This window comes from Actinomadura montaniterrae (assembly GCF_008923365.1).
GTDB lineage: Bacteria > Actinomycetota > Actinomycetes > Streptosporangiales > Streptosporangiaceae > Spirillospora > Spirillospora montaniterrae.
Genome location: NZ_WBMR01000111.1, coordinates 17,559 through 30,686, shown reverse-complemented (window position 1 = coordinate 30,686; position 13,128 = coordinate 17,559). Strand labels below are relative to the sequence as shown.

General features: G+C 73.9%; 11 protein-coding genes. 6 read left to right on the top strand and 5 right to left on the bottom strand.

What is annotated here, in order from left to right:
• Nucleotides 1-459: hypothetical protein (locus F9B16_RS51325; RefSeq protein ID WP_225992069.1), on the top strand; the 459-nt coding region annotated here is incomplete at its 5' end.
• Nucleotides 460-468: 9 nt separating this feature from the next.
• On the opposite strand, the gene F9B16_RS30385 is transcribed toward F9B16_RS51325, so the two are convergent.
• Together F9B16_RS30385 and msrB are read right to left on the bottom strand one after the other, a co-directional pair.
• A complete protein-coding gene (locus tag F9B16_RS30385; RefSeq protein WP_151543645.1) occupies nt 469-1,068 on the bottom strand; it encodes a TIGR04222 domain-containing membrane protein in 600 nt (199 codons plus the stop codon).
• The gene (gene msrB / locus F9B16_RS30380) at nt 1,065-1,466 is read right to left on the bottom strand and encodes a peptide-methionine (R)-S-oxide reductase MsrB (protein WP_151543644.1); all 402 of its coding nucleotides are present in this window, start codon (nt 1,464-1,466) and stop codon (nt 1,065-1,067) included. Before msrB ends, F9B16_RS30385 begins: the two co-directional genes overlap by 4 nt.
• 64 nt (nt 1,467-1,530) lie before the next feature.
• On the opposite strand from msrB, the gene F9B16_RS30375 reads away from it, so the two are divergent.
• From F9B16_RS30375 to F9B16_RS30365, 3 genes are all read left to right on the top strand, one after another.
• Complete coding sequence (locus F9B16_RS30375; protein WP_151543643.1) at nt 1,531-2,616, top strand: DNA polymerase domain-containing protein; 1,086 nt, start codon at nt 1,531-1,533, stop codon at nt 2,614-2,616.
• 71 nt (nt 2,617-2,687) lie between these two features.
• Entirely contained in the window at nt 2,688-3,470 is a 783-nt protein-coding gene (locus F9B16_RS30370) for an MBL fold metallo-hydrolase (RefSeq protein WP_225992068.1), read from the top strand.
• Nucleotides 3,471-3,513: 43 nt separating this feature from the next.
• The gene (locus F9B16_RS30365) at nt 3,514-5,439 is read left to right on the top strand and encodes a sensor histidine kinase (RefSeq protein ID WP_151543642.1); all 1,926 of its coding nucleotides are present in this window, start codon (nt 3,514-3,516) and stop codon (nt 5,437-5,439) included.
• 105 nt (nt 5,440-5,544) lie between these two features.
• Here the strand turns inward: F9B16_RS30365 and F9B16_RS30360 are convergent, their stop codons facing one another.
• Nucleotides 5,545-7,527, bottom strand: coding sequence for a Xaa-Pro dipeptidyl-peptidase (locus tag F9B16_RS30360; protein ID WP_225992067.1), 1,983 nt, complete (start codon nt 7,525-7,527; stop codon nt 5,545-5,547).
• A gap of 214 nt (nt 7,528-7,741) precedes the next feature.
• Between F9B16_RS30360 and F9B16_RS30355 the strand changes: the two genes are divergently transcribed.
• A complete protein-coding gene (locus F9B16_RS30355) occupies nt 7,742-7,933 on the top strand; it encodes a DUF4236 domain-containing protein (RefSeq protein WP_151543641.1) in 192 nt (63 codons plus the stop codon).
• Here F9B16_RS30355 and leuA read toward each other — a convergent pair.
• A complete protein-coding gene (gene leuA, locus F9B16_RS30350) occupies nt 7,930-9,615 on the bottom strand; it encodes a 2-isopropylmalate synthase (protein WP_151543646.1) in 1,686 nt (561 codons plus the stop codon). The genes F9B16_RS30355 and leuA overlap by 4 nt on opposite strands.
• Before the next feature lie 303 nt (nt 9,616-9,918).
• Between leuA and F9B16_RS30345 the strand changes: the two genes are divergently transcribed.
• Nucleotides 9,919-10,614, top strand: a complete 696-nt coding sequence (locus F9B16_RS30345) for a FadR/GntR family transcriptional regulator (protein ID WP_151543640.1) — start codon at nt 9,919-9,921, stop codon at nt 10,612-10,614.
• Here F9B16_RS30345 and F9B16_RS30340 read toward each other — a convergent pair.
• Nucleotides 10,589-12,982, bottom strand: coding sequence for a HelD family protein (locus F9B16_RS30340; protein WP_151543639.1), 2,394 nt, complete (start codon nt 12,980-12,982; stop codon nt 10,589-10,591). The two genes, F9B16_RS30345 and F9B16_RS30340, sit on opposite strands and share 26 nt — an antisense overlap.
• Nucleotides 12,983-13,128 lie beyond the last annotated feature (146 nt).

Below are 13,128 nucleotides of genomic sequence, written 5' to 3'. Positions count from 1 at the left end.
TCGGCGGCGGTCGTCGCCTCGCTCGCCGCGCTGGCCTTCACCGGCGGCGGCTCCGGGACCGCGCCGAGGGCGGCCGCCGCCGCGCACACCGCCCGGTCCGCGCCGTCCTCCGCGGGGGCGACGCTCGCCGCGGCCGGCGACTCCGACGATCCCGACGAGCTGTCCTCCGAGGCCCTGCCGTACCTGCGGTCCAAGGACCCGGGCGGGGAGATCGTCAAGCACGTCACCGACGTCCGGCGCAGCGGGACGTTCGTCCGCGTCTACACCGACCTCGGCGAGGACGACGAGAACTCCAAGCCCGCGATCTCGCTCTGCGAGTGGACGGTCGGCTATCTCCAGGACGGCGGCGAGGACGAGCCGCGCGTCTTCGTGCACGGCAAGAGCAGCGACAACGGCAGCGTCGTCCTCGCCAACAAGCAGAGCGACTCCGACGACTGCAAGGTCCCCGACACGCCTTAGGGCCGCCCGTCAGGGGCCGTACTGGGTGTCCGAGAGGTTGCTGGACTCGAGGTTCTGGTGGCCGTGGCGCCGGCCCTGGTCCAGCTTCAGCGGCCTCGGGTCCTTGGTCAGCAGGATCTCGCGGAGCTTCGCGTCCTCGAGGCCGTCCGGCCCGAGGGCGGCGCACCGGTCCGGGGCGTCCGCCGGGACGTCCTCGACGGCCCGGTGCCGCGCGGCCCGTCCGGCGCGGGTGGGACGGAGCACGCCGCGCAGGCCGGCCCGGACGAGCCCCGCCTCCTTGAGCGCGTCAGCGATCGCGCGCACTTCGTCCGACGCGGCGGTGGCCTCAAGCAGCGGCCCCAGCAGGATGCCGGTGTCGGGGACGCGGGCCAGGAGCGCGGCCTGGACCGGGTCGTCGGCGTCCCGGTTCACGGCCTGTACCCGGTGCGTCCCCCGGGACACACGGACGCCGCCGCCCTCGTGCAGGGCGACCAGGGCGGTCTGGGCGACGCGCACGGCGCCGCCGGTGAGGAATGCGGTCTCGTAGGGGCCGTGCTCGCCCATGATGGCCTCCCGCGGGCGCGTCGTCGTCCATTGGGACGCGCGGAACGTGCCCGCGGTTGCGGTCATTCGGCGGGTTCGAGGGTGAGCGACACCGAGTTGATGCAGTACCGGTCGTCGGTCGGGGTGGCGTAGCCCTCCCCGTGGAACACGTGGCCCAGGTGGGAGTCGCAGGCGGCGCAGCGCACCTCCGTCCGGACCATGCCGAGCGAGCGGTCCTCGATCAGGGTGACCGCGTCGGAGTCGGACGGCGCGTAGAACGACGGCCAGCCGCAGTGGCTCTCGAACTTGGTCTCGGACCGGAACAGCTCCGTCCCGCAGGCGCGGCACCGGTACACGCCGACCGTCTTGGTGTCGGTGTACTCGCCGGTGAAGGGCTTCTCGGTGCCCGCCTCGCGGAGCACCCGGAACTCCTCGGGGCTGAGCTGGGCCCGCCACTCTTCCTCGCTCTTGCGGATCTTCTCCATGCTTCGACCGTACCCGGCCGAGGCGCGCCCGGAGACTGTCGTGCCCGTGGGTTAACGTGCCGTTATGGCCTCGCCCTTCATCGAGATCCCGGTAGGGGATCGGCTCGTCAAGGTGACCAATCCCGACAAGGTGTACTTCCCCGAGCACGGCTACACCAAGCGGCAGCTCGTGGAGTACTACATCGCCGTGGGGGAGGGCATCCTGCGGGCCACCCGCGACCGGCCCACCACGCTGGAGCGCTGGCCGGCGGGCGTCTTCGAGGGCGCCAAGATGGCCACCCGGGAGGACTACGCGCGCGGCCAGGCGGGCTTCGGCGCCGGCAAGTCCGACGCCTTCTACCAGAAGCGCATCCCGAAGGGCGCGCCCGACTGGGTGCGGACGTCGCGGATCGCGTTCCCCAGCGGCCGGTTCGCCGACGAGGTGCGGCCCACCGAGGTCGCGGTGATCGCCTGGGCCGCGAACCTCGGCACGCTGACGTTCCACCCGTGGCCCGTCCGCGACGGCGACGTCGACCACCCCGACGAGCTGCGCATCGACCTCGACCCGCAGCCCGGCACCGACTTCTCCGACGCCGTCCGGGTCGCGCTCGGCCCGGCCCGCGACCTGCTGTCCGAGCTGGGCATGACGGGGTTCGTGAAGACCTCCGGCAAGGGCGGCGTGCACGTCTACGTGCGGATCGAGCCGCGCTGGACGTTCACCGAGGTCCGCCGGGCCGCGCTGGCGTTCGGCCGCGAGGTGGAGCGCCGCGTCCCCGACGAGGTCACGACGCGGTGGTGGAAGGAGGAGCGGGGCGAGCAGATCTTCATCGACTTCAACCAGAACGCGCGCGACCGGACGATCGCGTCGGCCTACAGCGTCCGGCCCGCCCCGCACGCGCCCGTGTCGGCCCCGGTGACCTGGGACGAGCTGGCCGACGTCGACCCGCGCGACTTCACGATCGCCACCATGCCGGAGCGTTTCGCCAAGGTCGGCGACCTGCACGCGGCGATCGACGACGCGGCGTTCACCCTGGACGGGCTGCTGGAGCTGGCGGACCGGGACGAGCGCGACCACGGTCTCGGTGACATGCCGTATCCGCCCAACTACCCTAAGATGCCGGGCGAGCCCAAGCGGGTGCAGCCCAGCAAGGACACCGGCAAGCCGTCCTGACCCCGGGAATTTCCGGCCCCGCCGGGGACTTGCGTGATCGACACGAGCGCGACGACCGGAAGGCGGCCCCCATGCCCGAGCACCCCCCAGCGGAATCCGCGCTGACCGTCCGCTACCTCGGCGGGCCGACGGCGCTCCTGGAGATCGGGGGCGTGCGGCTGCTGGTCGACCCGACGTTCGACGCGCCCGGCGAGCACCCGGTCGGCGACCGGGCGCTGACCAAGACGATGGACGCGGTCGCCGGCCCGGACGACCTCGGCCCGGTCGACGCGGTGCTGCTCTCGCACGACCAGCATCCCGACAACCTCGACGACGGCGGCCGCGCCTACGTGGAGCGGGCGCCGCTGACCCTGTCCACGGAGGCCGCCGCCGAGCGGCTCGGCGGGACCGTCCGGGCGCTGCCGAACTGGGAGCACGTCGAGCTGCCCCGTCCCGGCGGCGGCGCGCTGCGGATCACCGGGGTGCCGGCGCAGCACGGCCCGGACGGCACCGAGCACCTGACCGGCCCGGTCACGGGCTTCGTACTGGCCGGCGACGGGCTGCCCACCACCTACGTGAGCGGCGACAACGCGTCCCTGGACGTGGTGCGGGAGATCGCCGGCCGGTTCGCGCCCCTCGACGTGGCGCTTCTGTTCGCCGGTGCCGCGCGCACCCCGCTGCTGGACGCCGACCTGACGCTCGGCAGCGCCGCGGCGGCCGAGGCGGCGGCGATCCTCGGCGCCCGGCAGGTCGTCCCGCTGCACTTCGAGGGCTGGGCGCACTTCTCGCAGGGCCGCGACACCCTGGCGGAGCCGTTCGCGGGGTTCTCCGGCGGCTTCCATCTCCTCGATCCGGGCCGGCAGATCACCCTGTAGCCGCTTACCTGGACATTTCCCCAGGTAACGGTAGATTTCCGCCATGCAGCGTGTGGCGGCGGTCGTCCCGCGGGTGGCGCAGGCCGTCATCGCGATCGTGACGATCGGGTTCTTCTTCGGCGGGTTCGTCGGGATCATGACGTCGGACCCGCCGCCGTCCCGGCGCGCGGTGCCGCTGCTGCTGCTCGCCGCGCTGCTCGCGCTGCACCTGCGCAACTGCGTGCGGCGGCTGGACGGCGGGCGCCCCGCCGCATGGCCGTGGACGCTGGCCGCGCAGGCCGTCCTGACGTTCGTCCCGATGTTCTGGTACTCGGCGACCTGGTACGGCAACGTCGGGTTCCTGTGCGGGGCGGTGCTGCTGCTCGTCCGGCCCGGGTGGCTCGCCTGGGCCGGGTTCGGCGCGGTGCTCGCCGCGGACCTGCCGCTGTCGCTGGCCGAGCGGCCCACGGTCGCCGAGGCGCTGTACTTCCTCGTCGGGCAGGCCGCGTTCGTCGGCGTCGCCGTCTACGGCATGGCGCGGCTGGCGGACCTGGTGGCCGCGCTGGAGGCGACCCTCCAGGCGCTGCCCGCGGCGCGGATCACCCGGGAGCGGCTGGCCTTCACCCGGCGGCTGCAGGAGAACATCGGCGTCGCGCTGGCCGCGGCGATCGAGCGCGGCGAGCACGCCCTCACGCTGATCGGGCGGCGCCCGGACGAGGCGCGCGACCTGCTGGACGACGGCGTGCGCGGGGCGCGGACGGCCCTCGCCACGACCCGCCGCGTCGCCCACGAGTACCTCGCCCGGCTGAACGACCCGGCCGAGCCGGCGCGGGCACGGACCGTCGCCGGCGACCTCACCACCCGCACGGTCGCGGTGCTCGGCGCCGCGACGCTCGGGCTGATGATCGTCCCGTATCCGCTGCGGTTCCTCGCGCGCGGCGGCCACTCCGCATGGACGGCGGCGCTATTCGTGCTGCTCCTCGCCGCGTACGCCGTCCTGTACGTGTACGGGTGCCTGCGGGCGTATGGGCGTCCGCTGGGCGCGGTGCGGCGGTACGGGATTCTCGGCGGGCTCGTCGTCCTGACGTTCGCGCCGATGCCGTTCTACGGGCCGACGACCTGGGCGGTCCTGCCGTTCCTGCCGGGTGCGGCGGCGGTGCTGCTGGGACGGCGACTTCGGTGGCCGGTGGCCGCCGTACTGGTCTGCCAGGACGTCCCGTTCGGCATCTGGGGCACCGCGCACTGGGGCACCGTCTACTTCGTGGTGTGGACGGCCGAACGCGCGGCCCTGGTCTACGGCATCGCGCGGATGGCCGGGTTCACCGCGGCCTTGCAGGACGCGCGCGAGGAGATGGCCGCCGCGGCGGTCGCGCAGGAGCGGCTGCGGTTCTCCCGGGACCTGCACGACCTGCTCGGATACAGCCTCTCCACCGTCGTGGTGAAGAACGAGGTGGCGGCCCGGCTCGCCGCCGCCCGGCCGGACGAGGCGCGCCGGCAGCTCGCGGAGGCGCTCGGCATGTCCCGCCAGGCGCTCGCCGACATGACCGGAGTGACCAGCGGCTACCGGGACATGTCGGTCGCGGCGGAGGCCGGGGCGGCGCGCGCGACGCTCGCCGCGGTGGGCATTGAGGTCGCGCACGCGGTGGACGTCCCGGACCTGCCCGCGGACCTGGACACCGTCCTCGCCACCGTGCTGCGCGAGGGCGTCACGAACATCCTGCGGCACAGCCGGGCGACGCGCTGCTCGATCGAGGCGGCCGTGGTCGGCGGCGTCGCGCGGCTGCGGCTCACCAACGACGGGGTGGACGGGCCGCCCGCCGGCCCGGCCCCGGAACGGCCGGAACCGGGCGGCATCGGCCTGCCCAGCCTGGCCGACCGGGTCGCGGCCCGGGGCGGCACCCTCACCGCGGAGCGTACGCACGGCGGCTTCGTCCTCGGCGTGGAGGCACCGGTTCGCCTGGCGCACCCCGCCGAAGCCGCGACGCGCTGACGTCGTTCCGCGCAAGCGGCGCTGAGGCCGTCCGGCGCGGGCGACGCGGTGAGGCCGCCGTCCCCGATGGGCGGGGGCGGCGGCCTCAGCGGTTCGGGCGCCGGATCAGTACAGCGTGCGCTCCTGCCGCGGCAGGGTCACGTGCGACGGCCCGGTCCAGGCGGCCTTCGGCTCGGGGACGTCCAGCGCGCTCATCCCGTCCTGCCCGGCGACGACCGGGAAGCGGATCGAGCTGGCCGACAGGTCCACCGTGACCGTGGCGCCGGTGGGCGTCTCGGTGTTGTTGTCGGCGTCGGTCCCGGCGAGCACCAGCGCGAGGCGGTGCCCCTTCTTGAGCACGTACTCCTGGCTGAGCGTCTGCCAGCGGACGCTGTAGTACTTGCCGGGCGTGACCGGCTTCGGGTCGCTCAGCGACGCGGCGTTCTGCACGTCCAGCCACCCGCGCCCGACCACGTTCACGTCCGAGGTGATCGTGGAGACCTTCGTCTGCTTGTAGCAGGCGTCGTCGGCCGGGGTGCTCTCGCCGTGGCAGTCCTCGGTGGTCAGCGTCGTGATGCCGGAGCCGTCACCGAGGTAGTCGACGCGGGTGTCGGTGCCGTAGTCGACCAGCAGCGCCGTCACGTTCGAGGTCGGCTTGTCCAGCTTGACCGACAGCCGCACGTCCGGGGTGCCGGACAGGCGGCCCGTCTGCTGCAGCGGGCCGGACGTGAACGCGAGCCGGAACGGCTTCGCGGTGGTCGGGTCCGACACCATGTCGCCCTCGGTGTAGCCGGCGTTCTGCGGACCCGCGGCGTCGGTGAACGACGCGGTCGCCCCCGCCGGGGCGCGCTGGTCGCCGAGCGAGCCGTCCGCGCGGGGACGCAGGATCGTCGTCCGCGCGCCCTTCGGCGGCCAGTCCGGCTGCGTGATCCACTGGTCCGGGCCGACCTCGATGTCGGCGCGCGGCTGCTTCAGCACGTCGTTGGGGACCTTCATCAGCTCGTGGTCGAACCACTTGTGCAGCGTGTTCACCCAGTCGTCGCGGCGGATGTCGAACGGGTCGACGTGGCCGCGCTGGTGCAGCCACACCTTCCGGGTGATCCCGCGCTGCGCGAGCGCCTGCCACCACTGCGCGAACTGGTTGTCCTTGACGTTCAGGTCGTTGACGCCGTGGATCGCGAAGATGCTCGCGTGTACGGCGCCGACATGCGTGACGGACCCGCGCAGGTAGTTCGCCGTCTTCCAGTACGCGTTGTAGTTGCCGGTCGCGTCGTCCTCGCCCTCGTCGAGGCCGGCGTTGACGGCGGCGCACTTGGCGGGCGGATCGGTGTCGACGACGTCGGCGAGGCCCGGCTGCTCGTCCGTCCAGTACTTCACGCCGTTCATGCGGCTGTAGTCGTACCAGCTGCTGATCGCGGAGATCGGGACGATCGTGTCGAGGCCCTGCACGCCGGTCGCGGCGACGCCGTTGGCGAGCGTCCCGTCGTACGACTTGCCGATCATGCCGGTGTGGCCGGTCGTCCAGGTCGCCTTGACCGGCGTGCCGTCCGCCCTGAACGCCTTGGCGCGGCCGTTCAGCCAGTCGACGACGGCCTTGCCGCCGAGGACGTCGGTCGGGCCGCCGCTGACCGGGCAGCCGTCGGAACGGGTCGTCCCGTCCATGTCCACCGCGAGGAACGCGTAGCCGCGCGGCACGAAGTAGTTGTCGTAGAACAGCGGGAACTTCACCGGGTTCCCGTTGGCGTCGTAGGTCTTCTTCTCGCCCTCGTTGCCGCGCCCGAGGTTGTCGTAGTACGGGCTCTCGTCCATGATGACCGGCACCTTGAGGCCCTGCTCGGTCTCCTTGGGCCGGATGATGTCGACATTGATGCGGTCCGGCTTGCCGTCCCGGTCGCTGTCGACGCTGGACTGCACGTACACGTGCTCGCGGATCGCGTCCTTGTAGGAGAAGACCGGCTGCGTGACGCCGTCCTTCACCACGATCTTGGGGACGGTCCGGGCCATGGCCGCCGTGCCGCCCGCCGCGCCGCCGGCGACGGCGACCGCCGCGCCGGTGAGCACGGCGAGCGCCGCCGTCCGCCGGGTCCGTCTCAGGGATCGCCTGGCCAACCCGCACCTCCGGGAGATGAGCAAATGATCTCTACGGGGGCACAGGCTCCTCGCCGAGCGGCGCCGCGTAAACGGCGCCACTCGACGAACTCCGCCCGGATTTGGGCACGAATTGCCCTTGTGCTCCGCGAACGGGCCGACCGGAACGGGGGTCTCGGGACGTCCGGTCGGCGGGCGCGGGTTTCCGGCCCACCGGCCGGGCATCCTGCCGCGCATGGGTTGGAGTTACAGGAAATCGCTGCGAATGGGCCCTTTCCGCCTCAACTTCTCCAAGAAGGGCGTCGGGCACAGCGTCGGCGTCCGCGGCGCCCGGTACAGCAGCTCGGCCGACGGCCGCCGCGAGATGACCTTCCGCATTCCGGGAACGGGCCTGTCCTGGCGGCGCCCGCTCCGGCGCCGCCGCTAGCCGGCCTTCGCGCGGTTCACCGCCGCCAGCACCGCCTGCACGGACGCGGTGAGGACCGACGTGTCCCGCCCCGCGCCCCAGCTCGTCACGCCGTCGACGCGGCACTCGGCGTACGCGACGGCGGGGGAGTCGTGGCCTGATTCGGTCGCGTGCTCGGTGTACTGCAGCACGTCCACCTTCACGCCCGCGGCCGCCAGCGCGTCGGCGAGCGCCGCCAGCGGGCCGTTGCCGGACCCGGTGTACTCCCGCTCCCGGCCGTCCACACGCAGCACGCCGGTGAAGTCGTGCCGGCCGGGGCCGGTGTGGGACGTCCGCCACCCGGTGAGCGCGACCGGGCCCGCCCGGTCGACGTACTCGGCGCGGAACAGCTCCCACAGCTCGGCGGCGGTGATCTCCTCGCCGCTGCCGTCCGTCGCCTGCTGGACGACCCGCGAGAACTCGATCTGCAGGCGGCGCGGCAGCTCCAGGCCGTACCCGGTGCGCAGCAGGTAGGCGATGCCGCCCTTGCCCGACTGGCTGTTCACCCGGATGACCGCCTCGTAGCCGCGTCCCACGTCGGCCGGGTCGATCGGCAGGTACGGGACCTCCCACGGCGCCTGCTCCGCCGGGACGCCCAGCTCGGCGGCCCGCGCGGCGTGGTGCGCCATCCCCTTGGAGATCGCGTCCTGGTGGGTGCCGGAGAACGCGGTGTACACCAGGTCGCCGCCGTACGGGTGCCGCTCGTGGACGGGCAGCCGGTTGCAGTGCTCGACGGTGCGGCGGATCTCGTCGATGTCGGCGAAGTCGATCTGCGGGTCGACGCCCTGCGCGTGCAGGTTCAGCGCGAGCGTGACCAGGTCGACGTTCCCGGTCCGCTCGCCGTTGCCGAACAGGCAGCCCTCGACCCGCTGCGCCCCCGCCAGCACCGCCAGCTCGGCGCACGCCACGCCCGTGCCGCGGTCGTTGTGCGGATGCACCGACAGGATCACCGCGTCCCGCCGGGCCAGGTTGCGGTGCATGAACTCGATCTGGTCGGCGTAGACGTTCGGCGTCGCGATCTCGACCGTCGCCGGCAGGTTCAGGACGACGGGGCGGTCGGCGCAGGCGTCCCACAGCTCCGTGACCGCGTCGCAGACCTCCAGCGCGTAGTCCGGCTCGGTGAAGTTGAACGTCTCGGGCGAGAACTCGAACCGCACGCCCGGCCGGTCGCCGGCCAGGCGCGCCACGTCCGCGGCGCCGTCCAGGATGAGGGCGCGGACGCCGTCGTGGTCCTGCCGCAGCACCACGTCCCGCCACGCCGGCCCGGTCGCGGTGTACAGGTGGACGACCGCGCGCGGCATGCCCTCGATGGACGCGAACGTCCGCTCGATCAGGTCGCGGCGGGCGGGGGTGAACACGACCGGCGTGACGTCGTCCGGTACGGCGCCGGACGTCGCCAGGTGCCGGACGAAGTCGAAGTCGGTCTGGCTCGCCGACGGGTAGCCGACCTCGATCTCCTTGAACCCCATGGTCACGAAGAGGTCGAACATGCGGCGCTTGCGCGCCGGGTCCATCGGCTCGGCCAGCGCCTGGTTGCCGTCGCGCAGGTCGACCGGCACCCACAGCGGCGCCTGCTCGATCCGCCGCGACGGCCAGGTCCGCTCGATCTCGGGCACGGGCGACGGCACCCGGTCGTGGACGGACCGGTACCGGTGCGACGGCATGGCGCTGCCGCGCTGCGGGTTCCAGAAGGGCGCGCCGGCGGCCAGGGGGCCGGACGGGGTGCGCAGTGTGGGGAAGGCGGTGGGGTCGATCATGGCAGTGGTCCTCACGGATGGGGCCGGACGACCGGCAGCACCGGACCCCGCGGCGGGGTGCCGGTCGGATCAGGCCCCGCCGCGGCGGCCGAGAAGGAGGGCCTGCCACGCCATGCCGGTCACTCTAACCACACCTCAGCTCCTCAGACAAGCTGAGTTCCTGTGGAGACGCTAGCGTAGGGACCGCCGACCAGAAGGGGAGACCACCGCATGCCGCTCGGCCCGCTCCGCCGCAGCCCGCTCGTCGAGCAGGCCGCCCAGCGGCTCCGCGACCAGATCGCCGACGGCTCCTGGCCGGTCGGCACCCGGCTCCCCGGCGAGACCACGCTCGCCAGGGAGCTCGGCGTCGGCCGCTCCACCGTCCGCGAGGCGCTGCGCGCCCTCGCCGGCGCCGGCCTCGTCCAGGCCCGCCAGGGCGCCGGCGTCTTCGTCACCGCCACCGAACCCGACGAGGACTTCACCACCCGGCTGCGCCGCGCCTCCGTCACCGACGTCTACGAGATCCGGATGATGATCGAGGTCCGCGCCACCGAGCTGGCCGCCGAGCGCCGCACCGACGCGGACCTCGCCGCGCTCGACGCCGCCCTCGCCGCCCGCGACGAGGCGTTCGCCGGCCCGTCCCTGGAGGCCTTCCTCGACGCCGACATCGCCCTGCACGCCGCCGTGATCGCCGCCGCGCACAACCCCGTCCTGGTCGACCTGCACGCCGAGTTCGTCCCGGTGCTGCGCGCCGGCCTGCTCGACCTGGTCGCCCTCGTGGACGTCCGCGCGTCCGACGCGTCCCACGGCCGCGCGGCGCACGCCGCCCTCGTCGAGGCGATCCGCGCCCGCGACCCCGAGACCGCCGGCCGCGTCATCACCGCCGAACTGACCCAGACCCTCACCCGCCTGCGAGGCTCCCGCTGAGCAGCGGTGGCAGGTCGTCGTCGTGGACGATCGTCAGGCGGCGGGTCGGGCGGGTGAGGGCCACGTACAGGTCCTGGCCGCCCTTCGCGGACTCGGCGAGGATGCCCGCCGGGTCGACGACGATCACCGAGTCGAACTCCAGGCCCTTGGCCTCCTCCGCGGTCAGCACGACCGCGGGCGAGTCGAGGGCCTCGGGCGTGGCGCCGACGGCCGCGTCCGGCAGGACGGCAAGCACGGGCGCGTGCCGGGCCGCCGACGTGATCACCGCGAGGCGGCCCTCGCCGGCGTCGGCGAACTCCGCCAGCTCGGCGGCGACGAGGGCGGGGAGGTCCCCGACGGGCAGCGCGACCGCGCGGGGCGGCGGGCCGTCGTCGCGGACGGGCTCGGGCGGCGTCTGGCCGGGCGCGACGGCGGCGAGGACGCGGGACGCGACCCGCATGATCGCGGCGGGCGTCCGGTAGTTGACCATCAGGCGCTGCTCGCGCCAGCGGCCCGGGACGTACCGGTCGAGCATCTGCCCCCAGGACGCGGCGCCCGCCGCGCTGCCGGTCTGCGCGATGTCGCCGACGACGGTGAGGGACCGGGTCGGGACGCGGCGCATCACCGTCCGCCAGGCCATCTCCGACAGCTCCTGCGCCTCGTCCACGATGACGTGGCCGTAGGCCCACTGGCGGTCGGCCATGGCGCGCTGCGCGGTGGTGAGCGGCGGGCCGGCGTCGCCGTGCCGCTCCGCCAGCTCGCTCGCGGAGATCAGGTCCTCGATGGGGATCATGCTGGTGCCGCCGGTAGACACCATGACCTCGGCGGCGTAGCGCGCCTCCTCGGCGCGGGCCGCGTCGGCGGCGCGCCGGCGGGCCCGCTCGGCGGAGTCGTCCACGCCGAGGAGCTCGGCGGCCTCGTCCAGGAGGGGGACGTCCGCCACCGTCCACGGGGAGCCGGCGGGACGGTACAGGAGGGCGCAGCCGGGAAGGCAGGCCTCGGCACCGAGGCGGTCGAGGGCGTCCGGGGAGGCGAAGAGATCGGTCAGGAGCCGCTCGGGCGTCAGCTCCGGCCACAGCTCGTCGAGCGCCTTGCGGACGGCCGGGTCCTGCCAGAGAGTCTCCTTGGCCAGGCGGAGGTCCGTCTCGTCAAGGAGCGGCACGTCCTCGGCCTCGTCGATGAGCTCCTGCAGCCAGGCCGGGTACCCGCCGGGGCCTGCGAACTCCTCCAAGGGCTCGTCCATGATGCGCTCGTACTGCTCCGCCCGGTTCACGGCGAGGGCTTCCAGCATGTCGTGGACGAACCGGCGCCGCTGGACGTTGTGGGGGAGGTGCAGGGCGCGGGCACGGTCGCGGATCCGCTCGCACTTCTCCGCGTCCACGACGAGGGTGAGGCCGTCAGTGTCGACCTGGAGGCCGCCGGAGGGCGCGCGCTGCCGGTCGCGGACCGCCGCCCGCACGAGGTCGGCCATGCGGATGTCGCCCTTGAGGACGGCGACCTCGGGGCCGTCCTTCGCGGCCGCCTTGAGCCCGGGGTGCAGCTCGCCGACCGTGGCAAGGACGACGTCGGTCTCGCCGAGGCCGGGCAGCACCTGCTCGATGTAGCGCAGGAACGTCGCGTTCGGGCCGACGATGAGGACGCCGCGGCGTTCGAGCACGTCGCGGTGGGTGTAGAGGAGGTAGGCGGCGCGGTGCAGCGCGGCGACGGTCTTGCCGGTGCCGGGCCCGCCCTGCACGACGAGCACCCCCTGCAGGCCCGACCGGATGACCTGGTCCTGCTCCTCCTGGATGGTCGCGACGACGTCGCTCATCCGGCCCGTCCGGCCGCGGCGGAGGGTGGCGAGCAGCGCCGCCTCCCCGACGATGCCGCGGCGCTCGGCCTCGTCCAGCCCCTCCAGGTCGAACACCTCGTCGTCCAGCCGGGCGACCTCCCGGTGCCGCAGGTGCAGGTGGCGGCGGCGGGCGAGGGTGCCGGGCGCGCCCGGGGTCGCGGTGTAGAACGGGCGGGCCGCCGCGGCGCGCCAGTCGATCAGCATCGGCTCGTGGTCGGCGTCGCGCAGCCCGATCCGGCCGATGTAGAAGGTGTCGCCGGGGCCGTCGGCGTCGCCGCGGTGGTCGATGCGGCCGAAGCACAGGCCGTGCTCGACGCCGCCGAGCCGGGCCAGCCGGCGCGCGGCCTCCTCGGTGGCGACGGCGCTCTCCACCCGGGCCTGCAGGACGCTGCCGCCGCCCGCGGCCGGGCCCTGCCGCAGCGCCGCCTCGGCCTTGGCCCGCTCCTCGTCGAGCCGCTGGTAGAGGCGGGTGACGTACTCCTGCTCGGTGCGCACGGCGGCCCGGTGGGCGGCCTCCGCGTCGGCGGGCTTGACAGGTACCGCTTGACGATGTCCCATGCTTCGGCTACACTCCTATTCATAGGATGCGGTTTTTTGTGCGCAGTTCGTAAGCCGCCAGCTTAGCACCGCTTCCCCGCGCCCGCGTGCGCGCCCGCAAAAGATCATCTTTGTTGCGGTGGACGTCACCCGCGCGGTGCCTCGCG

Bases quoted from the DNA above. Each gene is read 5' to 3' on its own strand.
- F9B16_RS30385 (WP_151543645.1), bottom strand. From the start codon at position 1,068: ATGACCGCAACCGCGGGCACGTTCCGCGCGTCCCAATGGACGACGACG.
- msrB (WP_151543644.1), bottom strand. From the start codon at position 1,466: ATGGAGAAGATCCGCAAGAGCGAGGAAGAGTGGCGGGCCCAGCTCAGC.
- F9B16_RS30375 (WP_151543643.1), top strand. From the start codon at position 1,531: ATGGCCTCGCCCTTCATCGAGATCCCGGTAGGGGATCGGCTCGTCAAG.
- F9B16_RS30370 (WP_225992068.1), top strand. From the start codon at position 2,688: ATGCCCGAGCACCCCCCAGCGGAATCCGCGCTGACCGTCCGCTACCTC.
- F9B16_RS30365 (WP_151543642.1), top strand. From the start codon at position 3,514: ATGCAGCGTGTGGCGGCGGTCGTCCCGCGGGTGGCGCAGGCCGTCATC.
- F9B16_RS30355 (WP_151543641.1), top strand. From the start codon at position 7,742: ATGGGTTGGAGTTACAGGAAATCGCTGCGAATGGGCCCTTTCCGCCTC.
- leuA (WP_151543646.1), bottom strand. From the start codon at position 9,615: ATGCCGTCGCACCGGTACCGGTCCGTCCACGACCGGGTGCCGTCGCCC.
- F9B16_RS30345 (WP_151543640.1), top strand. From the start codon at position 9,919: ATGCCGCTCGGCCCGCTCCGCCGCAGCCCGCTCGTCGAGCAGGCCGCC.
- F9B16_RS30340 (WP_151543639.1), bottom strand. From the start codon at position 12,982: ATGGGACATCGTCAAGCGGTACCTGTCAAGCCCGCCGACGCGGAGGCC.